The 24,492-nt window shown below is 70.1% G+C and carries 20 protein-coding genes and 1 tRNA gene; 14 read left to right on the top strand and 7 right to left on the bottom strand.

Annotated features, from left to right (window positions below):
* Positions 1-9 precede the first annotated feature (9 nt).
* Positions 10-657: a thymidine kinase gene (locus MRBLWS13_RS06680; RefSeq protein WP_331912316.1), complete on the top strand. Its 648-nt coding sequence runs from the start codon at positions 10-12 to the stop codon at positions 655-657.
* Positions 658-675: 18 nt separating this feature from the next.
* On the opposite strand, the gene MRBLWS13_RS06675 is transcribed toward MRBLWS13_RS06680, so the two are convergent.
* The gene (locus MRBLWS13_RS06675) at positions 676-1,506 is read right to left on the bottom strand and encodes a DUF1295 domain-containing protein (protein ID WP_349428232.1); all 831 of its coding nucleotides are present in this window, start codon (positions 1,504-1,506) and stop codon (positions 676-678) included.
* A gap of 137 nt (positions 1,507-1,643) precedes the next feature.
* Between MRBLWS13_RS06675 and MRBLWS13_RS06670 the strand changes: the two genes are divergently transcribed.
* Both MRBLWS13_RS06670 and MRBLWS13_RS06665 read left to right on the top strand, forming a co-directional pair.
* Positions 1,644-2,417 (top strand): FCD domain-containing protein, encoded by a 774-nt coding sequence (locus MRBLWS13_RS06670; RefSeq protein WP_349428231.1) that lies wholly within the window; start codon positions 1,644-1,646, stop codon positions 2,415-2,417.
* 11 nt (positions 2,418-2,428) lie between these two features.
* Positions 2,429-3,826: an alpha-hydroxy acid oxidase gene (locus MRBLWS13_RS06665; RefSeq protein WP_349428230.1), complete on the top strand. Its 1,398-nt coding sequence runs from the start codon at positions 2,429-2,431 to the stop codon at positions 3,824-3,826.
* Positions 3,827-4,365: 539 nt separating this feature from the next.
* Here MRBLWS13_RS06665 and MRBLWS13_RS06660 read toward each other — a convergent pair.
* The 5 genes from MRBLWS13_RS06660 to MRBLWS13_RS06640 all read right to left on the bottom strand — a co-directional run bounded on the left by MRBLWS13_RS06660 (position 4,366) and on the right by MRBLWS13_RS06640 (position 10,721).
* On the bottom strand, positions 4,366-5,142 hold the full coding sequence (locus MRBLWS13_RS06660) for an HAD-IIB family hydrolase (protein ID WP_349428229.1): 777 nt from the start codon (positions 5,140-5,142) through the stop codon (positions 4,366-4,368).
* Between the two features lie 54 nt (positions 5,143-5,196).
* A tRNA-Pro gene (locus tag MRBLWS13_RS06655) sits at positions 5,197-5,270 on the bottom strand.
* 17 nt (positions 5,271-5,287) lie between these two features.
* Complete coding sequence (locus MRBLWS13_RS06650) at positions 5,288-6,823, bottom strand: hypothetical protein (protein ID WP_349428228.1); 1,536 nt, start codon at positions 6,821-6,823, stop codon at positions 5,288-5,290.
* Between the two features lie 158 nt (positions 6,824-6,981).
* Positions 6,982-7,914, bottom strand: a complete 933-nt coding sequence (locus MRBLWS13_RS06645) for a metallophosphoesterase (protein ID WP_349428227.1) — start codon at positions 7,912-7,914, stop codon at positions 6,982-6,984.
* On the bottom strand, positions 7,914-10,721 hold the full coding sequence (locus tag MRBLWS13_RS06640; protein ID WP_349428226.1) for a transglycosylase domain-containing protein: 2,808 nt from the start codon (positions 10,719-10,721) through the stop codon (positions 7,914-7,916). Before MRBLWS13_RS06640 ends, MRBLWS13_RS06645 begins: the two co-directional genes overlap by 1 nt.
* Before the next feature lie 109 nt (positions 10,722-10,830).
* Here MRBLWS13_RS06640 and MRBLWS13_RS06635 point away from each other — a divergent pair, with 109 nt between their 5' ends.
* Positions 10,831-11,046: a hypothetical protein gene (locus tag MRBLWS13_RS06635; RefSeq protein WP_349428225.1), complete on the top strand. Its 216-nt coding sequence runs from the start codon at positions 10,831-10,833 to the stop codon at positions 11,044-11,046.
* A gap of 2 nt (positions 11,047-11,048) precedes the next feature.
* Positions 11,049-11,516 (top strand): RidA family protein, encoded by a 468-nt coding sequence (locus tag MRBLWS13_RS06630; RefSeq protein ID WP_349428223.1) that lies wholly within the window; start codon positions 11,049-11,051, stop codon positions 11,514-11,516.
* Positions 11,517-11,695: 179 nt separating this feature from the next.
* On the opposite strand, the gene acs is transcribed toward MRBLWS13_RS06630, so the two are convergent.
* On the bottom strand, positions 11,696-13,690 hold the full coding sequence (gene acs / locus MRBLWS13_RS06625; protein WP_349428222.1) for an acetate--CoA ligase: 1,995 nt from the start codon (positions 13,688-13,690) through the stop codon (positions 11,696-11,698).
* A gap of 836 nt (positions 13,691-14,526) precedes the next feature.
* Between acs and MRBLWS13_RS06620 the strand changes: the two genes are divergently transcribed.
* The 9 genes from MRBLWS13_RS06620 to MRBLWS13_RS06580 all read left to right on the top strand — a co-directional run bounded on the left by MRBLWS13_RS06620 (position 14,527) and on the right by MRBLWS13_RS06580 (position 24,431).
* Positions 14,527-15,459: a TadA family conjugal transfer-associated ATPase gene (locus tag MRBLWS13_RS06620; protein WP_349429006.1), complete on the top strand. Its 933-nt coding sequence runs from the start codon at positions 14,527-14,529 to the stop codon at positions 15,457-15,459.
* A complete protein-coding gene (locus MRBLWS13_RS06615; protein WP_349428221.1) occupies positions 15,441-16,496 on the top strand; it encodes a type II secretion system F family protein in 1,056 nt (351 codons plus the stop codon). The genes MRBLWS13_RS06620 and MRBLWS13_RS06615 overlap by 19 nt, the downstream gene beginning before the upstream one ends.
* A gap of 111 nt (positions 16,497-16,607) precedes the next feature.
* Positions 16,608-16,850: a DUF4244 domain-containing protein gene (locus MRBLWS13_RS06610; RefSeq protein WP_349428220.1), complete on the top strand. Its 243-nt coding sequence runs from the start codon at positions 16,608-16,610 to the stop codon at positions 16,848-16,850.
* Positions 16,847-17,182, top strand: coding sequence for a TadE family type IV pilus minor pilin (locus MRBLWS13_RS06605; RefSeq protein WP_349428219.1), 336 nt, complete (start codon positions 16,847-16,849; stop codon positions 17,180-17,182). The genes MRBLWS13_RS06610 and MRBLWS13_RS06605 overlap by 4 nt, the downstream gene beginning before the upstream one ends.
* Positions 17,183-17,315: 133 nt before the next feature.
* Entirely contained in the window at positions 17,316-17,621 is a 306-nt protein-coding gene (locus tag MRBLWS13_RS06600; RefSeq protein ID WP_349428218.1) for an Rv3654c family TadE-like protein, read from the top strand.
* Positions 17,622-17,688: 67 nt separating this feature from the next.
* Positions 17,689-20,406, top strand: coding sequence for a type I DNA topoisomerase (gene topA, locus MRBLWS13_RS06595; protein WP_349428217.1), 2,718 nt, complete (start codon positions 17,689-17,691; stop codon positions 20,404-20,406).
* A gap of 62 nt (positions 20,407-20,468) precedes the next feature.
* The gene (tmk, locus tag MRBLWS13_RS06590; protein WP_349429005.1) at positions 20,469-21,080 is read left to right on the top strand and encodes a dTMP kinase; all 612 of its coding nucleotides are present in this window, start codon (positions 20,469-20,471) and stop codon (positions 21,078-21,080) included.
* A 559-nt stretch (positions 21,081-21,639) separates the two neighbouring features.
* Entirely contained in the window at positions 21,640-22,842 is a 1,203-nt protein-coding gene (locus tag MRBLWS13_RS06585; protein ID WP_349428216.1) for a DNA polymerase III subunit delta', read from the top strand.
* A gap of 128 nt (positions 22,843-22,970) precedes the next feature.
* On the top strand, positions 22,971-24,431 hold the full coding sequence (locus MRBLWS13_RS06580) for an alpha/beta hydrolase (RefSeq protein ID WP_349429004.1): 1,461 nt from the start codon (positions 22,971-22,973) through the stop codon (positions 24,429-24,431).
* The last annotated feature ends 61 nt before the right edge of the window (positions 24,432-24,492 follow it).

Raw genomic sequence — 24,492 nt, 5'->3', positions numbered from 1 at the left:
GCTCGATCCGTGGCCAAGCTCTACTTCCGCTATGGGGCGATGAACTCCGGCAAGTCGACGTCGCTCCTGCAGGCCGCCTACAACTACGAGGAGCGCGGTCAGCATGTGCTGCTCGCCAAGCCCTTGATCGACACCAAGGGTGCCGACCAGATCGACAGCCGCCTCGGCGTCAAGCGCACGGTCGACTTCCTCGTCGGCCCCGACGACGACATCCGTGCCCTGTTCGCCGAGCACCGCGCGCGTGTGAGGGCGGATGCCGCGGCCACGCTGGTTCCGGAATCCGAGGAGCACGAGGTCGACGTCGCATGCTTCCTCATCGACGAGGCGCAGTTCCTCACCCGCGAGCAGGTGGACGACCTGCTGCGTATCGTCGTGTTCGACGGCGTCCCCGTGCTGGCCTACGGCATCCGCACCGACTTCCAGACGCAGGCGTTCCCCGGCTCGGCGCGGCTGCTGGAGCTGGCCCACAGCCTCGAAGAGCTCAAGACGATCTGCCGCTGCGGTCGTAAGGCGCTGTTCAACGCCCGCCTGGTCGGCGGCCGGTTCGTCTTCGACGGTGACCAGGTCGCCATCGACGAGCTCACTGCGGACCGCATCACGTACGAATCGCTGTGCGCCGAGGACTACCTGCGCGCGTCGGGCGGGCGCCTGGAGTGACCACCGGGCGGGCGGCGCTCAGGCGGTCTCGGGCGCGCGTCCGCGGCGACGAGGGAGAGGCACCAGCATCGAGGTCGTTCGCTGGTAGTCCCGATACGCGGGGTACTTCGCGGCGGAGATCGACTCGGTGAAGATCGTCGAGCCGATGAAGAGGACCGTGAGCAGCGCGGGCCCGGCGATGGTCCAGTTGAGCCAGCCGCCGCCGTCGGCGACGAGAGCAACCGCACCGAGCGCGTAGAACGCCCACCACTGAGCCTGCTCGAAGAAGAAGTTCGGGTGGCGGCTGTAGGCGAACAGGCCGGTCGTGAGGAAGGGCGGTTCGAGCGTGCCGCCGGCCGCCTTCTTCGCCTGGTGGAAGTTCCACTGCTGCTGGTCGGCCACGGTCTCGCCCACCAGGAGCGCCGCGAAGACCACGGCGAGTGCGGCATCCCACCCGTTGAAAGGCGCTGGATGCTGCCAGGCGATGAGGGCCGGCAGCGTGATGAGCACCAACAGGGCGCTCTGAAACCCGACGATGAAGAGCAGGTTGAACACCTGGAACTGCCACCGCTTCATCCGCCCGCGCAGGACCGCCCAGCGGTAGTCCTCCATGCCGGTGTAGCCGCCCTTGCGCGCGAAGTTGAAGGTCAGCCGCACACCCCAGGCGGTCACCAGCACCGCCATCACGACCAAGCGCGTGGCGTCGGCTCCGGCGGCGAGGGCGGCCCCGGCGAAGATCCACACGTAGATGACCGGGACGATCGACCAGATCCGGTCGATCCACGACGTCTCGTTCGTGATGAGCGAGGTGATCCAGCAGAACGCGGCAGCGACGCCCGCGACGATGAGGACGAGGGGGAGGGGATCCATGCGGTCAGAGTATCGCTCCCGGGCGACATCGCGCGTCACACGGGTTGTCTGTGGTCGGACCACACGTTATCGTGGTCTGACCACACCGTGCTCTTCATCGAGGAGGGCAGGCGGATCCGACATCGACGAGGAGATCCGTGGCAGGGACCCCCACTCCCCCGGCGATCGCACCGGCGCGCGCCTGGCGTGTCGTGCTCGAGAGGATCGAGACCGACCTGCTCGACGGCACGCTGCGCCCGGGCGATCGGCTCGCCCCCGAGCGCGAGCTCGCCGCCACCCTCGGGGTCGGTCGGTCCAGCGTGCGCGAGGCGCTGCGCGTGCTCGAGGTGATGGGCCTGATCCGCACCGGCACCGGCTCGGGGCCGACGTCCGGCGCCATCATCATCGCGACACCCGAGGGCGGCATGTCGGCCCTGCTGCGGCTGCAGGTCGCCGCGCAGGGCTTCCCCTTCGACGACGTCGTCGCGACCCGTCTCGTGCTCGAATCCGCCGTCGTGGACGCGGTCGCGACCGACCCGGCGCTGTCCACGGCGCGCGCCCGTGACGTCCTCGACGCGATGGATGCCGTCGACCTCACCGCGCCGGAGTTCCTCGCGCTCGACGCGCAGCTGCACCTCGCCCTCGCCGAGGCGTCGGGCAACGTCGTGATCGCCGCCATGATGGCGGGCCTGCGCACGGCCATCGAGTCGTACGTGCAGGCGGGTGCCGCCGGCATCGCGCAATGGGATGCCGCTGCCGACCGCCTCCGCCGCGAGCACCACGCGATCCTCGACGCCGTCGACGCGGGCGATGCGGCCCGCGCCCGAACCCTCGTCCACGACCACATCGTCGGCTACTACGCCTCGGCGGGCCTCGCGCGCTCCGCCGCCGACCCCGTCCCCGGATCCGCTGCGACGGGTCCGACCTTCTGAAAGGCAACCCCATGGTCCAGCGTCAGCTCCCCAAGCCTGCTGAGATGCTCGAGCTCATGCAATTCAAGAAGCCCGAACTCGACGGGCGCAAGCGCCGGCTCGAGGCGGCGCTCACGATCCACGACCTGCGGACGATCGCGAAGCGTCGCACGCCCAAGGCGGCCTTCGACTACACCGACGGCGCCGCCGAGGGCGAGTTCTCGCTCGCGCGTGCGCGCCAGGCGTTCGAGGACGTCGAGTTCCACCCCGACATCCTGCGACCGGCCGAGCACGTCGACATGTCCACCGAGATCCTCGGGGGTCCGTCGGCGCTGCCCTTCGGCATCGCGCCGACCGGCTTCACGCGCCTCATGCAGACCGAGGGTGAGACCGCCGGCGCGGGCGCAGCCGGTGCCGCAGGAATCCCGTTCACGCTCTCGACGCTCGGCACCACGTCGATCGAGGACGTGAAGAAGGCCAACCCGCACGGGCGCAACTGGTTCCAGTTGTACGTCATGCGCGATCGCGAGGTCTCGTACGGACTCGCCCGCCGTGCGGCCGCAGCCGGCTTCGACACGCTGCAGTTCACCGTCGACACGCCTGTCGCCGGTGCCCGCCTGCGCGACAAGCGCAACGGCTTCTCGATCCCGCCGCAGCTGACTCTGGGCACGATCATCAACGCCATCCCGCGGCCGTGGTGGTGGTACGACTTCCTCACCACGCCGAAGCTCGAGTTCGCCTCGCTCTCGACCACCGGCGGCACGGTGGGCGAGCTGCTGAACTCGGCGATGGACCCGACGATCAGCTACGACGACCTCGCGATCATCCGCGACATCTGGCCGGGCAAGATCGTGGTCAAGGGCGTGCAGAACGTCGCCGACTCGAAGCGGCTCATCGATGCCGGCGTCGACGGCATCATCCTCTCGAACCACGGCGGGCGCCAGCTCGACCGCGCGCCGATCCCCTTCCGGCTCCTGCCCGAGGTGGTGCGCGAGGTCGGCAAGGATGCGACCGTCATGGTCGACACGGGCATCATGAACGGCGCCGACATCGTCGCCTCGATCGCGCTCGGTGCGAAGTTCACCCTCATCGGCCGCGCGTACCTCTACGGCCTCATGGCGGGTGGCCGCCAGGGCGTCGACCGCACGATCGAGATCCTGCGCAGCGAGATCGAGCGCACCATGAAGCTGCTCGGCGTCTCCACCCTCGCCGAGCTGGAGCCGCGCCACGTCACCCAGCTCACGCGCCTGATGCCGCTGGCGGGCGCGCCGGCTGAGGCTGTCGGCGGCGGTGCACCGCGCGTGCGCGTCGCGTCCGGCGCGGCGGCGCGGGCTCCGAGGACGACGGCGAACGGCAAGACGGATGCTGCGGCATCCCGTCCGGCGAAGACCACGGCGTCGAAGGGCACCACGTCGCGCCCCCAGGGCTGATCCGTTCGACGCTTCGCTCGCTCAACGCCCGCACCGGTCTCGTCGGTCGTTGAGCGAGCGAGGGCGAGCGAGGATTTCGGTCGTTGAGCGAGCGAGGAACGAGCGAGACGAAACGCGCGGGTTCCGGCGCAGTCGCGAAGCTCGGGGCGTTTCGTCTCGGTCGCTGGCGCTCCCTCGCTCAACGACCGGGGGGGTCTGCGTCGCGTGCTCGATGGTCCGGGGGAGCGGGTCGTCGCATTCGGGTCGTTGAGCGAGCGAGGGCGAGCGAGGATTTCGGTCGTTGAGCGAGCGAGGAACGAGCGAGACGAAACGCGCGGGTTCCGGCGCAGTCGCGAAGCTCGGGGCGTTTCGTCTCGGTCGCTGGCGCTCCCTCGCTCAACGACCGGGGGTCTGCGTCGCGTGCTCGATGGTCCGGGGGAGCGGGTGGTCGCGTTCCGGTCGTTGAGCGAGCGAGGGCGAGCGAGGATTTCGGTCGTTGAGCGAGCGAGGAACGAGCGAGACGAAACGCGCGGGGCTCACGCCGGCCCCCGGCAAACGCGTCAGACGCGGACGGGAAGCGTGGGGATGAGCTCTTCGAGGTAGTCGGCGGTGTCTTCCCAGCCCTCGACCGCATGGCAGCGCACGCCGATCGCGAGGACGGGGTAGTCGTTGCCGTCCGGGTCGAGGCGGTCGCCGACGAAGAGCATGTCGTCGAGTGCGATGCCGGTCTGCTCGGCGAGCTGGCGCATGCCGTAGGCCTTGTCGATGCCCTGCTCGGTGATGTCGACAGACGTCGAGCCGCCCGAGCGCACCTCGAGGTCGGGCAGCAGCGCAGCCACCGCGGCGCGCAGGGCGTTCTTCTTCTCGCCGGTCGGGTCCCACGCGGTCTTGGCGGAGACAGGAGCCTGCTGGCCGAGCGCCGAGAAGGTGATCTGCGAGCCGCGGTCCTCGAGGATGTCGCCCCACGTCTCGGATTCCCAGAGCCCGAGGCGACGCGCCTCACCCTCGACGGCAGCGAGTGCCCGCGACTTCTGATCGTCGGTGAGCGAGCGCTTGTAGACCGTGACGACCTCGTCCTCGGTCAGGCGGTAGTACTGGGTGCCGCAGGTCGGCAGCAGGTGCAGTCGAGCGAGCGCGGCAGGGGACGCCTCCGGAAGCCGGTCGACGACCTGCGTCGTGAACTGACCGAGCTGACCACCGGAGATGATCGCCACCTCGACGCGCTCGGCCAGCGCGATGAGCAGCCCGCCGATGCGCTCGTCGATCTGGCTCTTGGAGGGTGCGAGGGTGTCGTCGAGGTCGAAGGCGACGAGAAGGGGCGGGATGCTGTCCGTCACGGTGTCCGTCCTTTCATGCCAGAGGCTCCGCCTCGCGGCGGAGCCTCTTCGCTGTCGGGGTGACAGGATTTGAACCTGCGGCCTCTTCGTCCCGAACGAAGCGCGCTACCAAGCTGCGCCACACCCCGTCGACAACCCCATGAGTCTACCTGATCGTGAGCCGTGCTCCGAACCGAGGGCGTCGGGACGCGACGATCGCGACGCCGATGCTGACCAGGCCGATGGCGATCGCCAGGGGCGTGCGGACGGCACTGACATCGAGCCCGGTCGCGGCGAGCGCGGCCGGCGGAGGACTCGGAGCGACGTCGGCAGCGGCGGGGCCAGGCGTCGTCACAGCGGGCGTCGGGGCGGGCGTCGGCTCCACCGCAGGCGGCGCGACGACGGCGACCTGCGACGGTTCGCCGAAACGCTCGGTCCACACGAAGTCCGGTCCGGTGTGGGCCGCCACCGTGGCGATCTGGTCGGCACCGCTGACGCTCCACACCGCTGTGTAGAAGCCGGGGGCCGTCATCTCCCACGGTGATGCGACGGTGTACGCCGCTGTCGGACCGAGGACGGGATCGGTCGTGACCTGCAGGGTTCCTGCGACGGTCGCGCCTTCGGGAATCTCCGAGTTCGGAGCCGGCTCAGCATCGGTGCGGTAGACGACCGCACGGGCGGTCACGGGCAGATATGAGCCGTCCCCGGAACGGGGCCACGATCCGTCCTCTGCGGCGAACGTGACCTGGTCGATGTACGGACCTGGAGCCGTCTCCCGCGCCGGCACCTGTGTCGCGATGGACGGCGAGAACGGGGGGACGCGCGGGGCGGCATCGGCTCCCGCGATGTCGAACGGCACAGCGCCGGCGGGACCGGCGGTCTGCTGGCCGCCCGGCGTGGTGTAGTGGCGCACTGCGGCGGGAAGGCCGGCGGTCAAGCGGCCTGTGCCGCTGACGGTGTACGCGCGGCCCGGCTCAGGCTGGACCGTGCGGATGGCGTAGGTCGTGCCCGCCGTTGCGCCCTCCAGCGTGGGTGAACCCGTCGTGGCGAAGACGGCGTTCACAAGGGTCACCGTCCCGGTCGCGGCGCTCGTGGCGTCGACGCGCACGGTGCCGGTCCGGTGGTCTGCGGGGTCGGTCGAGAACGCCAGACTTCCGCTCGCGTCGACCGCGTTCTGCGCCGCGCGGACGGCCTCGTCGTAGTAGGCGACAGCCCGCTCCTGGACGGCCAGGTCATGCTGCGGCGCGAGTGCAGACATCGTCCAGTGGATCGCTCCGGCAAGCGAGTCGCCCCGGTATCCGAACGCGTGGAGCGTCTCCTCGCGGTTCGCGATCGCTTTGACGGCCCACGCCACCGCGGCAGCCTGGACGGGATCATCGGTCTGCCCGTAGGCGGACACCAGGAGATTGATCCCGGCGAGCTGCTGCGACGACAGCCCGGCGGCCGATCCGCTGATGCCGTGGTCGCTGCTCGGCCCGGTGGGAGCAGGCGCACCCGGGGTGATGCAGTACGTATGCACGCCGTCGATCAGCATCGAGCCATGCCATCCGTAGGCCGAGATCGGTGCCCACGTGCCGAATCCGGTACCGCGCTCGGCGGCGTCGGCGCGCGGCGGTGCTGCGACGTCTATGACGAAGAGCACCGCCAGGACGACGATGACGAGGATATAGGCGGGCAGAGGGAGAGTGCGCGATCGAAGCAAGCGCACGAGGCGGGAGGGGCGACGCGGTGTCAGGGGGAAGGACGGAGGTTCTGTTCTCGGCACATTGCGAGACTGCCCGCCCCGTGTGTTCCCTGGACCACCGTCGCGCCGATCTGTGGACCAAGCGCGCGAAGCCCCGCTTGGGGAGGAGTTGAGCGCTACGCCTGAGCCACGAGGGTCAGAAGCGACGCCTCGGGCCGGCACGCGAAGCGCACGGGTGCGTAGATCGAGTGTCCGAGACCCGCGCTGACGTTCAACGGCACCGTGCGCCCGCCGTGCGTCCACGAGCTGAGTCCGCGCGCCTGCTTCAGTGGGATGTCGCAGTTCGCGACAAGAGCGCCGAAGCCGGGGATGCGCACCTGACCGCCGTGCGTGTGACCGGCGAAGACGGCGTCGGCGCCGAGGTCGACGAAGTCGTCGAGCACGCGCCGGTAGGGGGCGTGCGTCACACCGAGCGTGAGGTCGGCGGACTCCTGGCTGCGCAGCGCCGACAGCGGGCCGGGGAGGGCGTCGAGCTTGTCCCACTCGCGGTGGGCGTCGCTGACGCCGAACGCCGCGATACGGCGGCCCGCGGCATCCATCGTTCCGACGCGGTTGTTGAGGTCGAGCCAGCCGAGCTCGTCGGTGAGGTACTCGTCGAGCGCCTGGGTGTCGAGCGGCTCGGACGTGTGCTTGACCTTCGACGGCCCGGTGAAGTACTTCAGGGGGTTGCGGGGGGAGGGAGCGGCGTGGTCGTTCGAGCCGTGGACGAAGACGCCCGGGATGCCGCGCAGCGGGTCGAAGGCCGCGCGCAGACCGCGAAGGCCGTCGACGTGACCCATGTTGTCGCCGGTGTTCACGACGAGGTCGGGCTCGAGCTCGGCCAGGGCCGCGATCCACTCCTGCTTGCGATGCTGCCACGGCGCCATGTGCGCGTCGGAGAGATGGAGGACCCTGATCGGCGCGGAACCGGCGGGAAGCATCGGAACGTCATGGAAGCGGACCGTGAACAGGTAGCGCTCGATGCCGACGCCCCAGATCGCGGCGCCCGCGCCGACCGCCCCCACCGTGCCGAGCACGGTGAGGGCGGTGCGAGTTGCTGCAGGCGGCACTAGTCGTCGTCACCGCCGCCAGGCCCGCGGCCCCCGCCGCCGCAGACTGCGGCCGTGTAGTCGACGGCGATCGACGTGTTGCGGTTCACCACGCTGCCGGCGGACGGGTTGGTCGCGCCCGCTCTCGTCTGAGCGCCCAGTGCGGCGTCGGCCGTACAGCTGCCGTCGCTCACGTTGCCGAAGCCCGCGCTGCGCAACGCCTTCTTGGCGTCCTCGAGCGTGCTCCCCGATACGTTGGGGATCGTGAGACCCTCTCCGTTGCTGGGGTTGATGGTGACGGTGCTGCCGCCCGCGACCTTGCCTGCGCCCGGGTTCTGAGCGCCTACGACACCCGCGGGCTGATCGGAGTCGACCGGGTCGCCGACGCTCACGCTGAAGCCGGCGTCCTCGAGCGTCTTGGTCGCCTGTTCGACCGTCTGACCGATGACGTTGGGGAGGTCGGTGAGCACCTGCTTGGTCAGCTCGGAATCCGGGCCCGCGAACCTGTCGCCGCCATAGGCTGCGTTCGCTGCTGCCTGCACGTCCCGCGTGATGCGATACCGGATGTCGGACAGGCGGACGCCGTTGTACGACGTCTTGAAGATGTCGCCGCCGCCCTGGACGTTGCCTGCCCACGTCGCCGTCGCAACCTTCGTGCTCGACTCGATGAGCCACGACTGGATCTCTTCGTGCGTGCCGGTCTTTCCGATGAGAGGCGTGCCGTCGCGCGGGTTGCCCTGATTTCCGGTGCCACCGTTCATCACGCCCTGAAGGGCATATGCCGCAGTCGCCGCAACACGGGGCTCGAGAACCTGGTTGCACGTCCGCTCGGGCTTCGGCAGGTCGTTGCCATCGGAGTCGGTGACTCGGTCGATCACCTGCGGCTGGCAGTAGATGCCGTTGTTGGCGACTGTCGCATACGCCTCGGCCATCGCGAGGGGCGAGACGTTCGCGGTGCCGATCACCGAGTTGAGATTCTCCATCTTGATGGGATCGCCGTTGCCCTGCGTGACGCCCATCTTCGTGGCGACGTTTGCGATGTCGCAGAGGTCGAGCTTCTCCGCCATGGCGAAGTAGCCGGTGTTCAGCGAAGACGCGGTGAACTGCATCGGCGTACCCACGCGGCCTCGATCTCCGCCGAAGTTCCCTGTGGGCTTCGTCGCCGTGTTCGTCCACGTCTCGCCGCAGACGGTCAGCTTCTTGAACAGGCGCAGCGTGCCGTTGAGCGTCTCGTTCACGGACTTGCCCTTCTCGAGCCAGTCGAGGAGTGTGAAGAGCTTGAATGTCGACCCGGCGTTGAAGCCGGTCGAGTTGCCGAACTGCAGATCGCCGGCATAAACCTGCGCCGAGTAATTCAAGTCGGGCGCGACGGAGGCGTCCTCACTGAACTTGGTGTTCTGCGCCATCGCGAGGATTCGGCCGGTGCCGGCCTCAACGCTCACGGTGGTGGAACCGAAACGACCGGGGGAAGGAACAGTCGTGCCCTGGCGCATCTCGATCGATGACGGCGCGTAAGTGGCCATAGCCTGCTCGGCCGGGGCCTGGACGCGCGGGTCGAGTGTCGTGTAGACGTTGAGGCCACCACGCTGGAGCGTCTCCTGGCGGTCCTCGGCGGTCTCGCCGAATGCCGGGTCATTGAGGATGACGTACTTGACGTACTGGCAGAAGTAGGCGGCGCCGCCGGCGTTGGCGCAGCCGGTCTTGGGCGGGTTGATTGCCGGCGTGATCGGCCAGACCGCGGCCTCGACGTACTGCTCGCGTGTGATCTTGCCGTCGTCGAGCATGCGACTCAGCACGTACAGCTGGCGGACCTTCGTGGAGGTGTAGCCGTCGGCCGCGGCGAGCTTCTGTTCCTCGGTGATCTCACCCGAGGCTACGAGGTCGTCGAGCACGGTGAGGTTCGCGCCTTCGTCGATGACTCCGTCCGGCGCCTTGTTGAACGTCGCACCGTCGGCGCCGAAGATCGAGCCGCCCGCTTTGTCGATGCGGTAATTGTTGGGGTTCTGCACCATGCCGGCCAGCGTTGCCGCCTGCGCCACGGTGAGGTTCGCGGCGCTGGTGGTGAAGTAGTAGCGCGCGGCGGCCTCGATGCCGTAAGTGATGCCGCCGAAGTTCGCGATGTTGAGATAGCCGAGAAGGATGTCGTTCTTCGAGTACTTCTGCTCGAGGGCGATCGCGTAGCGCATCTCCTGCAGCTTGCGCGTGTAGCCCTCGGAGCCCTCTGCGGTCGTCGCATCGGTCCAGCAGTTGAGGAGCGCCTGGTCTCGACTGACCTTGACCACCGCCGCACCGCTCTCGTCGAGGACCGGCTCGCCGGCCTCGTCGGTCTCGTACTCCGTCTCGGCGTTCTGCTCGCACTTCTGGATCAGCACGTTCTTCACGTACTGCTGGCTGATCGAAGAGCCGCCCTGCGTCTCCGAGGCGCCCCCCGCGTTGGAGAGCAGAGCGCGTGTCGTGCCGATGAGGTCGATGCCGCCGTGCTGGTAGTAGCGCGGGTCCTCGCTGGACAGGAGCGCGTCGTACATGACGGGGTTGATCTGGTCGAAGGACACCGGGGTGCGGTCCTGCTCGAGGAACTGCGTCATCAGGCTCGGCTGACCCGTGGCGGGATCGGTGTAGTAGAAGTTGCTCGGAAGCATGAGCTTGTCGATCTCGAGCGAGCTCGGCAGATTGTCGAACATCGTGATCGCGCGCTCGGCCGCAGTGCTCGTGATGGCGACCGCGGGAGTGATCGTCGCTGCGATGAGGACACCGGCTGCGGCGCTGAGGCCCACGAGCCCGGCGAGTCCGCCGAGCACACCTGTGGCCGTGCGTTTGGTATCAGGCATAGGCTTGATCGTAGGGGAGATACCTGGGCGATTCCCTCAGAGACGTGCGCCCGCTGAGGTGTTTCCCAGCCTTCACCTGCCGTCCTTTCCGCATACCCGAGGAGTCGCGATGACGACGTGGGAGTACCTCACCACGCCCCTTCTGATCCACAACACCGCTGCCATCCTCAATAACTGGGGCAAGCAGGGCTGGGAGCTCGTCCAGGTCGTCCCAGGTCCCGAGGGCGGTCTCGTCGCGTACCTGAAGCGCCCTGTCGGCGGGGGAGAGCAGAACGCGGGACTGGATGCCGCAGCCCAGGCCGCCCAGCAGTTCGAGGGGGCCTGACCATGGCCGTCAGCGACCGTCTCGCCGAACTCGGCATCGCCCTTCCCGACGTCGTCCCGCCCGTCGCCGCGTACGTGCCCGCCAAGGCGTACGGCGACCTCGTCTACACCGCCGGCCAGCTGCCGATGGTCTCGGGCGCGCTGCCCGCGACCGGCAAGGTGGGCGAGGGTGAAGGACTCGTCCCCGCGGCCGACGCCAAGGGATACGCCCGCCAGAGCGCCCTCAACGCCATCGCCGCGGCGGCGGCCGCCGTCGGCGGGGTCGACCGCCTCACCGGCGTGGTCAAGGTCACCGGCTTCGTCGCATCCATTCCCGAGTTCACCGGCCAGCCGGGCGTGATCAACGGCGCCAGCGAGGTCCTCGGTGAGGTCTTCGGCGACGCGGGGAGGCACGCGCGATCGGCGGTCGGCGTTCCCGTGCTGCCGCTCGACGCCCCCGTCGAGGTCGAGGTCGTCTTCTCGTACGCCTGACACCAACGACAGAGCGGATGCCGCAGCCCTGGGCTGCGGCATCCGCTCTTCTCGTTCGCCCGATGTCGGTCGTTGAGCGAGTGAGGAACGAGCGAGACGAAACGCCCCGGACTCTCCGCACTGTCCCGGGGCGTTTCGTCTGCGGACGCTAGAGCGCCCTTCGCTCAACGACCGGGGTCTTACTTGACCTGGGCCGAGATCACGGACATGACCGCCGTGTCGGCGAGGGTCGTCGTGTCGCCGACCTCGCGGCCCTCGGCGACATCGCGCAGCAGGCGCCGCATGATCTTGCCGGAGCGGGTCTTGGGCAGCTCGCCCACGATGTAGACGTCGCGAGGACGCGCGATCGGTCCGATCTGCTCGCCGACCCACAGGCGCAGGCTCTGCGCGAGGCCGTCGGGGGCGTGGGCGGACAGGTACGACTGCTTGATGATGACGAACGCCACGACCGCCTGGCCCGTCGTCTCATCGGACGCGCCCACGACGGCAGCCTCGGCGACGGCTTCGTTGCCGACCAGCGCCGACTCGATCTCGGTGGTCGACAGCCGGTGGCCGGACACGTTCATGACGTCGTCCACGCGGCCGAGCAGCCAGACGTCGCCGTCGTCGTCGAGTCGCGCGCCGTCGCCGGCGAAGTAGTAGCCCTGCGTCTGGAATTTCTCCCAGTACGTCTCGACGAAGCGGTCGGGGTCGCCCCAGATGCCGCGCAGCATCGACGGCCACGGCTCGGTGACCACGAGGAGCCCGCCGTTGCCGTTGCCCACATGGGTGCCGTCCTCGTCGACGACGTCGATCGAGATGCCGGGCAGGGGGACCTGCGCCGAGCCGGGCTTCGTCTCGGTGACGCCGGGCAGCGCCGACACCATGATCGACCCGGTCTCGGTCTGCCACCATGTGTCGACGATCGGCGCGGTCTTGCCGCCGATGATCTTGCGGTACCACATCCACGCCTCGGGGTTGATGGGCTCGCCCACTGATCCGAGCAGCCGCAGCGACGACAGGTCGAACTGCTTGGGGATCGCCCGCCCGAGCTTCATGAAGGAGCGGATCGCCGTGGGCGCGGTGTACAGCACGGTGACCCCGTACTTCTGCACGATCTCCCACCACCGGCCCGGGTGCGGGGTGTCGGGCGTTCCCTCGTAGAGCACCTGGGTCGCACCGTTCGCGAGCGGACCGTAGGTGACGTAGGAATGGCCGGTCACCCAGCCGATGTCGGCGGTGCACCAGTACACGTCGGTCTCGGGGTGGATGTCGTGGACGACCTTGTTGGTGAAGGCCGACTGCGTGAGGTAGCCGCCGGAGGTGTGGAGGATCCCCTTCGGCTTCCCAGTCGTGCCCGACGTATAGAGGATGAACAGCGGGTTCTCTGCAGGGAAGGCCTGCGCCTCGTGCTCGCCGGACGCGGCCGGGATGACATCGTGCCACCACAGGTCGCGACCGTCGGTCCAGTCGACCTCGTTGTCGCCGCGCTTGACGACGAGAACGTGCTCGACGGTCTCCTGCTCGCCGGTTCCGCGATCGCCGAGGGCGAGGTCGACGGCGGGCTTGAGCGGGGAGACCTTGCCCTTGCGGTAGCCGCCGTCAGCGGTGATGACGAGCTTGGCTCCGGCGTCGTCGATGCGGGCGCGCAGGCTGTCAGCAGAGAAGCCGCCGAAGACGACCGAGTGGATGGCGCCGACGCGGGCGACCGCCAGCATCGAGGCGACCGCCTCGGGGATCATCGGCAGGTAGATCGCGACGCGGTCGCCCTGGCCGATCCCGAGCCCCTCGAGCACGTTCGCCAGGCGCTTGACCTCGTCGGTGAGCTCGGCGTACGTGACGCGACGCTCGTCGCCGGGCTCGCCCTCCCAGAGCAGCGCGACGCGGTCGCCGTTGCCTGCTTCGACGTGACGGTCGAGGCAGTTGTACGCGACGTTGAGCTCACCGTCGGCGAACCACTTCGCGAACGGCGGATTCGACCAGTCCAGGACCTCGGTGAACGGCGTGTGCCAGTGGAGGTCGCGCGCCTTGTCGGCCCAGAATCCGAGCCGGTCGGTCTTCGCCTGCTCGTAGAGCTCGGCCGTCGCGACCGCGTTCTCGGCGAACTCGGTCGTGGGTGCGAAGTGCCGCTTCTCGGTGAGCAGGTGGTCGATCTGGCTGCCTCCGGACTGCGTGACAGGTGACTGTTCGCTCATGGGAGCGCGCTCCTTTGCGGGCTTGAGGTGGACGCCGAGGGGTGTCGGCGAGTCTGCCAGGAAATGTACCCAGAGGCGCCGGACGCGACTACCCCCGATAGTAGGTGGCGAGGTGATGTTGGACTCGGACCGATATATCAGTGAGAATCCTCTCCTTTTCGTTTTGTCGGGCCCCCTACCTCGCATATGCTGACCGTTGGCCGAACTTCGATTCTGGCATTGCGGCGCCCGACGTCACCCCCCGAATTCGGGCCCGCGCTTGGCGGCATCCCATTCCCCCCATGGGATGCCGCCTCTAATTTTTGGGAGCGGTACCGCTCCACTTGTCACCCGCTCCTCCCCAACCGCTGGTGGGCGTGAGTCATCCACGGATCGCTCGGTTCGCCGTCAGACGACGGTAGGTCAACTCATAGCGTCGGGGCATGTCCGCTCCCTTCGTCGCCCGCCCCCGCTCCGGTGTCGGCGCTGCGCCGGCGGTGAAGGACGGATGGGATGCAGGGACCCGCTCTGCCCGTGAGGGTGCTGACGTGGGAGGCATGGTGGCTTGGCGTCCGGTGGCGAAGAGCGCGGCTGCCGAGCGGGGAACGGTCCAGCACGCGGTGGCTGATCGCGCGTCGCGCGCCGTCACACCTGTCGAACGCGCCGGCACAGCACTCGCAGGGCGGTCAGCGCGTGGTTCCTGGGTGCCGGAGCGCGGCGCTGCCGCGGACGACACGGCACTCGCGGGCGTGCTTCGCAACGGCGGCTCGGAGACGCCGCCCCCGCGCGGCGATGGACTGCGCGATCGCCGCGAGGCGCCGCCTCCCGCGCGGAGAACCGCCGAAGAGCGGCCCGCGGTGCTCGCGCCCTTCGCGGCGTACCTCGACGAACCCGACGTCACGGACCTCTTCGTCAACGGCGGCGCGGGACTCTTCGTCGACCGCGGTGCGGGGGTCGTCGCGGCACGCGAGTGGCGGGCCACAGAAGAAGAGGTACGCGATCTCGCCGTCGCAATCATCGGTGCGGGCGGGCGGCACATCGACGACGCGACGCCGTGCGTCGACGTGCGGCTCGAGGGAGGCATACGCGTGCACGCCGTCCTGCCGCCGATCGCACCGGAGGGGACAGTGCTCTCGATCCGCGTGCCGCGTCTGGAGGTCGCGACGCTCGACGACCTGCAGCGTACGGGCATGTTCGACGAACGCATGCGGCGCCGGCTCGGCGAGGCGATCGCGGCGCGAGCGAATCTCCTGGTCTCCGGCGCGGCCGGCGCCGGGAAGACCACCCTGCTCGCCGCACTGCTCGCCGAGGCTCCCGACCATGAGCGGATCGTGACGATCGAGGATGTCGCGGAGCTGCGGATCGTGCACCCGCATCACGTCCGGCTGGAGGCGCGCCAGCCCAACATCGAGGGCGCCGGTGGCATCGGTCTGGCGCGGCTGGTGCGCGAAGCCCTGCGCATGCGCCCTGACCGGCTCGTGGTCGGCGAGTGCCGCGGCGACGAGGTGCGCGAGCTGCTGTCGGCGCTCAACACCGGTCACGACGGCGGCGCCGGGACGGTGCACGCGAACAGCCTGCGGGACGTGCCCGTCCGGCTCGAGGCGCTCGGCGCCCTCGCGGGGCTCGACGATCATGCCCTGGCACGCCAGGCGGCCAGCGCGATCGGGCTGGTGCTGCACGTCGAGAGGGGCGCGGACGGAGCGCGGCGCATCGTCGCGGCCGGGCGCCCGGTGATGGACGGCGACGGTCGCCTCGCCATCGAGGAGGCGCGATGGGTCGGCGAGCGATGACGCGCCCGCAGCCGGCGTCCGATAGGTCGGGCCGGTTCGGCGGTCTGGCGTCGCGGGGGCGCTTGCTGCGGCGGCGCGGGCAGTCGGCCCCGTCGCCGGCCGCGGATGTCGCTGCGACGGTGCTGCGGCTCGCCGTGCTGCTGCAGGCCGGGGTGTCTCCCGCCAGGGCGTGGCAGCACCTCGCCGACGCGGGCGATCCATCGGCGGCACTGGTCGTGTCGTCGATCGACGCGGGGATGCCCCTGCCCGCGGCGGTGGCGGCAGCCGGACCGGGCGCATGGCCCGATGTCGCGGCGGCCTGTCAGGTCGCCCTCGTCGTCGGAGCGCCCCTCGCCGAGTGCCTGCGCGGGCTGGCCGTCGCGTTGCGCGACGCGCACGAGGCGGCCGACGATGTGCGTGTCGCGCTCGCCGAACCGGCCGGGACGGCGCGGCTGATGAGCTGGTTGCCGCTCGTGGCGGTCGGATTGGGAGCAGCGCTGGGCTTCGACACGTTCGGGACACTCTTCACCAACCCCCTGGGACTCGCCTGCCTCGCCGGTGGTGCGATCCTCATGGTGGTGGCGCAGCGCTGGACGTCGCGCCTGGTGCGCGGCGCCCACGCGTCCGATGACATCCCGGGTCTCGAAGCCGAGCTGATCGCGATCGCGCTGACGGGTGGTGTCTCGATCGATCGGGCGCGCTCGGTCGTCCGCGATGCCCGCGCATCCCGCGCCGCGCGGCCGCCGACGGCCGAGGGCGTCGGCGTCGGGCTTGCGCCGGCGCCACGTCACGCCGACGCCGCTCGCGAGGCCGGAAGCTATGACGTGGATGCCGTGCTGGCGCTCTCCCGCACGGCCGGCGTGCCGGCGGTGGAGCTGCTGCGCGCGTCCGCCTCCCACGAGCGCCACCGGGCCCGCATCGACGGGCGGCTCCGCGTCGCGCGACTCTCATCGCGACTGCTGCTCCCGCTCGGAGTCTGCACGCTGCCCGCGTTCCTCCTGCTCGGAGTCGCCCCGATGATGCTGAGCGTCATGTCGACGATGTCGGTCTCGCTGTGACGGCGTCGGCGCCTAAGGCCTCCGGCCCGGCACGCGACGGCGGGCGCTCGGCTCACCGCGTCCCGACTCCCTGAACCGTGCCCGCACACCCTTCGATCGAACGGAGAAATCATGTCCTTCCCCTGGAGCAAGCCCTCGTTGCCGACTCTCACCCGTCGACGCGCGGAGCGCCTCTTCCGCCCACAGCGGGTCGACGGCGCGCCGGCCGACGACACGGGCGCCGCGACGGCCGAATACGCGATAGCGACGATGGCGGCCGTGGCGTTCGCGGGCCTCCTGGTCGTCATCATGCGCAGCGACGAGGTGCGCGGCATCCTCACGGACCTCGTGCGACGCGCGCTCACGGTGGCATGAGCCGCCCGCGGCTGGGCGACGACCGCGGGTCGGTCGTCGCCGAGTTCGCGGTCGCGCTGCCCGCCCTCGTGCTCGTGCTCGTCGTCGGAGTCGGAGCGCTCGCCGGCGCGTCGCGGCAAGTGCGCCTGCAGGATGCCGTGGCGGACGCCGCGCGCCTGAGCGCGCGCGGCGAGTCGGACGAGCGTGCGCGTTCCGCCGTGTCGGCGGCGGTGGTCGGGGCATCCGTCGACATCGTCCCGCGCGGCGAGCTGGTGTGCGTGAGCGCGTCCGCGTCGGCGCTGTTCGGGCTCCGGATCACCGCCACCGGCTGCGCGCTGGGCGGCGGCCTGTGACACGGCGCGGGGGTCGCACCTCGCCCGCCCCGGGGGGCGAGGTGTCCGCTCCGCGGCCTCGTCGATCGGGCGCGGTGTCCGCTCCGCGCCGCGGCGTCGGGCCGACTGAGGGCGGCCGCTGATGCCGGGAACGATGGCGGTCACCGGTATCGTGGCCGCCGCGGCGGTCCTCGCGTCAGGTCTCGCGATGGTCGGCGGCGCGGCGGTCGCCGGGCAGCGGCTGGCATCCGCGGCGGACGCCGGTGCCCTTGCCGCAGCGGACGCTGCATCGGGCGCGATCCCGGGAGTTCCGTGCGAGCGTGCAGCCGAGGTCGCCGGCACGTTCGGAGCAACCGTGGAGGACTGCCGACTGGACGGGCTCATCGCGACGATCACCGTCTCCGCGCAGCTGGGACCGGTGACCGCGCGGGCCGCGGCACGCGCAGGCCCACCGCCGTGATCCCGGCTCACAGCGCCTGTACCGATAACTGGCGTGTATGGTTTGCGTCGAAGAAAGGACGCCCCCGTTGGCAGAAGGCAAGAAGCTCGTCATCGTCGAGTCACCGACGAAGATGAGGTCGATCCAGGGGTATCTCGGCGACGGCTACGAGGTGCTGAGCTCGGTCGGCCACATCCGCGACCTCGCGGATAAGCGCGACATCCCGGCAGACAAGAAGCAGGCGTACGGGAAGTACTCGATCGACGTCGAGAACGGCTTCGACCCCTACTACGTCGAGAGCGAGCGCGGCAAGAAGACCGTCGCCGAGCTCAAGCGCGCGCTGAAGGGGGCGGACGAACTCCTGCTCGCCACCGATGAAGATCGCGAAGGCGAAGCCATCGCGTGGCACCTGCTCCAGACGCTCAAGCCCAAGGTCCCGGTCAAGCGCATGGTGTTCCACGAGATCACCAAGGACGCGATCCAGGCCGCCGTCGGCAACACGCGCGAACTCGACCTCGCGCTCGTCGATGCCCAGGAGACCCGGCGCATCCTCGACCGCCTGTACGGCTGGGACGTCAGCCCCGTGCTCTGGTACAAGGTTCAGCAGGGCACCTCGGCGGGCCGTGTGCAGTCGGCCGCCACCCGCCTCGTGGTCGACCGCGAGCGCGAGCGGATGGCTTTCGTGTCGGCGTCCTACTGGGACATCGAGGCGCTCGCTGCGCCCAACCGGCCGCAGGGCATCGACGAGTCGTTCTCGACGCGCCTCGCGCGCCTCGACGGCGCAGTTCTCGCCCGCGGCACCGACTTCGACGACAAGGGCCAGCTGAAGAAGGCCGTCGTCGTCCTCGACGAGGCGCAGGTGCGCGAGCTCGCCGCGGCCATCGAAGCTGCGGGCGAGGCATCCGTCACCGCTCTGGAGTCCAAGCCCGGAACCCGCAGCCCCAAGCCCCCCTTCACGACGTCCACGCTCCAGCAGGAGGCCGGGCGCAAGCTCTCGATGAGCGCCAAGCACGCCATGGGCGTCGCACAGCGGCTCTACGAGAAGGGGTACATCACCTATATGCGCACGGACTCGACCGCACTGTCGACGCAGGCCATCGAGGCCGCGCGCGAGCAGGCGGTCGCGATGTACGGCGCCGCGTCGGTGCCGCTGAACCCGCGCACCTACCGCAACAACAGCAAGAACGCCCAGGAGGCGCACGAGGCGATCCGCCCGTCGGGCGAGACCTTCCGCACGCCCTCCGACGTGTCGAGTCAGCTCGACCGCGACGAGCTCCGCCTGTACGACCTCATCTGGAAGCGCACCATGGCGAGCCAGATGTCCGACGCGAAGTACGAGACCACCACCGTGACCCTCGAGGTCGCGGCGGGCGGGCGTCGTGCCGAGTTCACGGCTTCCGGAACCGTCTACACCTTCAAGGGCTTCCTCGAGGCCTACGAAGAGGGGCGCGACGAGAAGCGCAGCGACGCCGACAAGTCCGACGACCAGGCGCTTCCCGCGATGGCCGTGGGCGACGTGCTGCGGCTTCGCGAGGTCGAGCCGAAGGGACACTCGACGAGCCCCAAGCCGCGCTACACCGAGGCCAGCCTCGTCAAGGCGCTGGAGGAGAAGGGCATCGGCCGCCCGTCGACCTTCGCGAGCATCATCGACGTGATCCTGAACCGCGGCTACGTCACCAAGCGCGGCCAGGCCCTGATCCCGAGCTGGCTCGCGTTCAGCGTGGTGCGCCTGCTCGAACAGCACTTCGCCGACCTCGTCGACTACGACTTCACCGCGGCGCTCGAGGACGACCTCGACGCCATCGCACGCGGCGAGCAGAAGCGCCAGGACTGGCTGCAGGAGTTCTACTTCGGCTCCACCGACCACGTCGGTCTCCGCAACATCGTCGAGAACCTCGGCGAGATCGACGCCCGCGCACTCAACTCCACGCCGATCGGCGATGTCGCGACCCTGCGGTTCGGCAAGTACGGGCCGTACCTCGAGGTGCCCGACAAGGAGAATCCGGATGCCGAGCCCCGCCGCGTCAACATCCCCGAGGATCTCGCGCCCGACGAACTGACCCCGTCGCGGGCGCAGGAGCTCATCGACGCGCCCGTGGCGGGCGACCGCGTGCTGGGAGAGAACCCGGCGAGCGGCAAGCTCGTGGTCGTGAAGGACGGACGCTTCGGCCCGTACGTGCAGGAGACCGACCCGCCGGCGGCGGAAGAGGTCGACGAGGAGACCGGCGAAGTCGTCGCGGTCGAGCCCGAGCCCGCGCCGAAGAAGCGCGGCGCGAAGAAAGAGGCAGCGCCCAAACCGCGGACGGCGTCCCTCTTCAAGTCGATGTCGGTCGACACCATCGACCTCGACACCGCACTCCAGCTGCTCGACCTTCCGCGCACGGTCGGCCTCGACCCCGAGACCCAGGAGCCGATCACCGCGCAGAACGGCCGGTACGGTCCGTACCTCAAGAAGGGCACCGACTCGCGGACGCTGCAGAGCGAGCAGCAGATCTTCGACATCACGCTCGATGAGGCGCTCGCCGTGTACGCGCAGCCGAAGTATGGCGCCCGCGGCGCCTCCTCGGCGCTGAAGGAGTTCGAAGCCGACCCCACGAGCGGCAAGGCGATCAAGCTCAAGGACGGCCGGTTCGGTCCGTACGTCACCGACGGCGAGACGAACGCGACGATCCCGAAGGGCGAGGACGCGATGGAGGTCACGTTCGAGCGCGCGGTGCAGCTGCTGGCCGACAAGCGGGCGAAGGGTCCGGCCAAGCGTCCGGCGCGGCGCACGACGACCACGCGCAAGCCCGCGGCGAAGAAGTGACGGCGGACACCGAGCCCCGATCGGTTCCTGAGCCCTCCGAAGGGCGGCCGTCGGCGACCGGACTGTTCGTCACTTTCGAGGGCGGCGACGGGGTCGGCAAGACCACCCAGGCGGCGCTCCTCGACGAGTGGCTGACGGATGCCGGACGCACCGTGGTGCGCACGCGTGAGCCGGGCGGCACCGAGGTGGGCGTGCTCATCCGCGACATCGTCCTGCACCACCGGGGCGAGGTCGCCGCCCGCGCCGAAGCCCTGCTGTACGCCGCGGATCGCGCGCACCACGTCGAGACGCTGGTGCGTCCCGCGCTCGCGCGCGGCGAGGTCGTGATCCAGGACCGTTACCTGGACTCTTCCGTCGCCTACCAGGGCGCCGGACGCGTGCTCGGCCGTGATGAGGTGCGCCAGCTGTCGCTGTGGGCGACGGACGGCCTGCTGCCCGACGTGACCGTGCTGCTCGACCTCGACCCCGCGACGGCGCGCGCGCGGCTCGACGCCGACGACAAGCCGTTCGACCGGCTCGAGGCCGAGAAGGAGCACTTCCACGCCCGCGTGCGCGAGGAGTTCCTGGCACTCGCGACCGCCGAACCCGCCCGCTTCCTCGTACTCGACGCGTCCCGCCCCGTCGACGAGCTCGCCGCCGCCGTGCGCGAGCGTGTGGCCACCATGCTGGGCTGACCGTACGCCGGACGGCCGGCATCCGTTCCGAGTTCAGGTGATTTCACCGGGCAGCCGGCATCCGTTCCGAGTTCGGGTGATTTCACCAGGCCGCGGGCATCCGTTCCGAGTTCGGGTGATTTCACCAGGCCGCGGGCATCCGTTCCGAGTTCAGGTGATTTCACCGGGGTAGGACGCTTGCGCGCAGATCGTCCTGCCTTCGCCACATCACCTGATCTGGTGACTCGCAGATGCCCCGGTGAGGACGGACGTCCCCGGTGCGGACGGACGTCCCGGTGCGGACGGACGTCCCGGTGCGGACGGTGCTCGAGGAGGGATGCCCCGACGGATGCCCGGTGCGACGGATGCTCGGGGAGGGATGCCCCGGTGCGGACGGACGTCCCCGGTACGGAGTGGCTCCCGCGCTCGTGTCTGCTGCGAGATCAGGTGATTTCACCGGGGTAGGACGCTTGGCCCGCAAATCGTCCTGCCTTCGCCACATCACCTGATCTGGAGACGTGGTCGCGGAGGCTATCGACCGAGGCGCGCGCTGTCAGCCCCCGCGGTTAGGCTGGGCGGGATGGATGCCGCGACCCAGCCTGCCAGCGCGCACGAGCGCGACGCGCGCGACGGCGCGGGCAGCGGAGCGGCCCTGCCGTGGGGCGATGTGTGGGGACAGCCCGAGGCGGTCGCCGCACTGCGTGAGGCGGCATCCGACCCCGCGTCGATGACGCACGCGTGGCTCATCACCGGCCCCCCGGGGTCGGGCCGCTCGACGCTGGCGCACGCGTTCGCGGCGGCCCTCATCGCCGAGCCGGGCGACGAGCGGGCGATGCACCAGGTGCTGGCGGGCACCCATCCCGATCTGACGGCGCTGCGCACCGAAGGCGTCATCATCTCCATCAAGGACGCCCGGGCCCTCGTCGAGCGCTCGTACTTCTCACCGTCGTTGGGCCGCTACCGGGTCATCGTCATGGAAGACGCCGACCGCATGGCCGAGCGCACGTCGAACGTTCTGCTCAAGGCGCTCGAGGAGCCTCCCGAGCGAACCGTGTGGGTGCTGTGCGCGCCGAGCGACGCCGACCTCCTGCCCACGATCCGCTCGCGCGTGCGCACGCTGCGGCTGCGGGAGCCCGACATCGCCGACGTCGCCGATCTCATCGTGCGGCGCAGCGGCGTCGATCCGGTGATCGCCGAGCAGTCGGCGCGGCACGCCCAGCGTCACATCGGCATGGCCCAGCGGCTGGCGACGGATGCCGCGGCCCGCGCGCGCCGCGACGCCACGCTGCGGGGGGTCCTGGCTGTGCGGGGCGTCGGAGACGCCGTCGAGGTGGCCGGAGCGATCGTCGCCGCGGCGACCGACGACGCCAAGGCGCTCACCGCGGAACGCGACGAGGCGGAGCGTGCCTCGCTCCTGCGCACCCTCGGCATCGCCGAAGGCGGTGCGATCCCACCGGCGGTGCGCTCACAGCTGTCCGCCCTCGAGGACGATCAGAAGCGCCGCGCCACGCGCAGCCTGCGCGACGGCATCGATCGCGTGCTCACCGACCTCGAGTCCATGTTCCGCGATGTGCTGATGCTGCAGTTCGGCCGCGACGCCGTCCTCATCAACCGCGAGCTCGAGCCCGACCTGCATGCGCTCGCCGTCGCGTGGACACCGGAGCGCACCCTGACCGTCGTGGATCGCATCGGCGTCACCCGTGAGAATCTCGAACTGAACGCCGCGCCGGCGCTGGCGCTGGAGAGCATGCTCGTCACCGTCGCAAGCGGAAGGACCCCGTGAACCAGACCCGCCCCCGCCGAGGCCCTCGGCCACCGCGCTTCGACAGACTCGGCGACCGGTGGAGGACCCCTGCCCTCGTGGCCGGCCTGGCTGCGGCATCCGTCCTCCTGAGCGGCTGTCTCTCCGCGATGATCCCCGACGCGTCGCCGCGTCCGACATCGAGCAAGGCGGCCGACGTCGACGGCGTGCCGGCAGACCTGCTGCCGTTCTACGAGCAGGACCTCGCCTGGACCGACTGCGACGGCTTCGACTGCACCACGGTGACCACCCCGCTGGACTGGGCGGACCCGTCGAAGGGCGAGATCGAGCTGTCCGTCATCCGCAGTCGTGCCGAGGGGAGCGGCGAGCCCATCGGGTCGCTGCTCACCAACCCGGGCGGACCCGGTGCGAGCGGCGTGGGCCTCATCCGCGACTCGGTCTCGTTCGCCGTGAGCGACCCGGTGCGCCAGCGCTTCGACGTGATCGGGTTCGATCCGCGCGGCGTCGGCGAGTCGACGGCCGTCACCTGCTTCGACGCGAGCGCGATGGACGCGTACCTCTTCGACATCCCGCAGGACGCACGGGGAACGGATGCCTGGAGCGAAGAGCTGCTCGCCCGGCACCAGGAGTTCGGCGAGGCGTGCGAGGCGAACAGCGACGGCATCCTGCCGTACATCACGACCGACAACGCCGCCCGCGACATGGACCTGCTCCGCGCTGTGCTCGGCGACAAGGAACTGAACTACCTCGGCTACTCGTACGGCACGTTCCTGGGAGCCACGTACGCGAAGCTGTTCCCCGAGAAGGTCGGGCGCCTCGTGCTCGACGGCGCCATCGATCCCTCGATCCCGGGGCTCGACGTCGGCATCACTCAGGGCATCGGCTTCGAATCGGCCCTCCGCGCCTACATGGCGGACTGCCTCACCGACGACGAGTGCCCGTTCCGCGGCACCGTGGACGAGGCGATGGCCGATCTCGGGACGCTGCTGGCGAGCGTCGACCGCGACCCGATCCCCAACGGCGACGGGCGCTTGCTGGGCGCCGACTCGCTCATGACGGCGATCGTCGCCGCCCTGTACTCGCAGGACAGCTGGGGCTACCTGACCACGGCGCTGAGCGACGTGCTCGAAGGCAACGCCGAGGTGGCGTTCCAGCTCGCCGACTTCTACTACAACCGTCAGAACGGCGCCTACCTCGACAACCAGACCGAGGCGTTCCGCGCGTACAACTGCATGGACTACCCGGTCGACGCGACCGAGGAGGAGCAGGCCGCGGCAGAGGCGCTGCTCGCCGCCGAGGCGCCGACCGTCGCCCCGTACTGGAGCGGTCCCGACCCCTGCGAGGTCTGGCCGTACCCGGCGACCGGCGTCCGCGAGCGCATCACCGCCGAGGGCGCCGCGCCCATCGTCGTCGTGGGCACCACGAACGATCCCGCCACCCCGTACGAGTGGTCGGTCTCGCTGGCGGAGCAGCTGTCGTCCGGCGTCCTGGTGACCCGTGTCGGCGAGGGCCACACCGGCTACAACAAGGGCAACGCCTGCGTCGACTCCGCGGTGGAGACCTACCTCCTCGACGGCACACCGCACGAGGACGGTCTGCGCTGCGAGTGAATACCGACGCATGAGAGAAGCGGATGCCGCAGCACACGGCATCCGCTTCTCTCATGGCGGT

Origin of the sequence: Microbacterium sp. LWS13-1.2, assembly GCF_040144835.1 — a bacterium.
In the GTDB taxonomy this organism is placed as follows: Bacteria; Actinomycetota; Actinomycetes; order Actinomycetales; family Microbacteriaceae; genus Microbacterium.
This window is presented reverse-complemented; position numbering and strand designations above follow the sequence as displayed.

Excerpts from the sequence above, each read along its gene's own strand:
- MRBLWS13_RS06630 (WP_349428223.1), top strand. The coding sequence starts at position 11,049 with ATGGCCGTCAGCGACCGTCTCGCCGAACTCGGCATCGCCCTTCCCGAC.
- MRBLWS13_RS06675 (WP_349428232.1), bottom strand. The coding sequence starts at position 1,506 with ATGGATCCCCTCCCCCTCGTCCTCATCGTCGCGGGCGTCGCTGCCGCG.
- MRBLWS13_RS06610 (WP_349428220.1), top strand. The coding sequence starts at position 16,608 with ATGTCCTTCCCCTGGAGCAAGCCCTCGTTGCCGACTCTCACCCGTCGA.
- MRBLWS13_RS06605 (WP_349428219.1), top strand. The coding sequence starts at position 16,847 with ATGAGCCGCCCGCGGCTGGGCGACGACCGCGGGTCGGTCGTCGCCGAG.
- MRBLWS13_RS06580 (WP_349429004.1), top strand. The coding sequence starts at position 22,971 with ATGATCCCCGACGCGTCGCCGCGTCCGACATCGAGCAAGGCGGCCGAC.
- MRBLWS13_RS06585 (WP_349428216.1), top strand. The coding sequence starts at position 21,640 with ATGGATGCCGCGACCCAGCCTGCCAGCGCGCACGAGCGCGACGCGCGC.
- MRBLWS13_RS06600 (WP_349428218.1), top strand. The coding sequence starts at position 17,316 with ATGGCGGTCACCGGTATCGTGGCCGCCGCGGCGGTCCTCGCGTCAGGT.
- acs (WP_349428222.1), bottom strand. The coding sequence starts at position 13,690 with ATGAGCGAACAGTCACCTGTCACGCAGTCCGGAGGCAGCCAGATCGAC.
- MRBLWS13_RS06640 (WP_349428226.1), bottom strand. The coding sequence starts at position 10,721 with ATGCCTGATACCAAACGCACGGCCACAGGTGTGCTCGGCGGACTCGCC.
- MRBLWS13_RS06665 (WP_349428230.1), top strand. The coding sequence starts at position 2,429 with ATGGTCCAGCGTCAGCTCCCCAAGCCTGCTGAGATGCTCGAGCTCATG.
- MRBLWS13_RS06635 (WP_349428225.1), top strand. The coding sequence starts at position 10,831 with ATGACGACGTGGGAGTACCTCACCACGCCCCTTCTGATCCACAACACC.
- MRBLWS13_RS06615 (WP_349428221.1), top strand. The coding sequence starts at position 15,441 with ATGGGTCGGCGAGCGATGACGCGCCCGCAGCCGGCGTCCGATAGGTCG.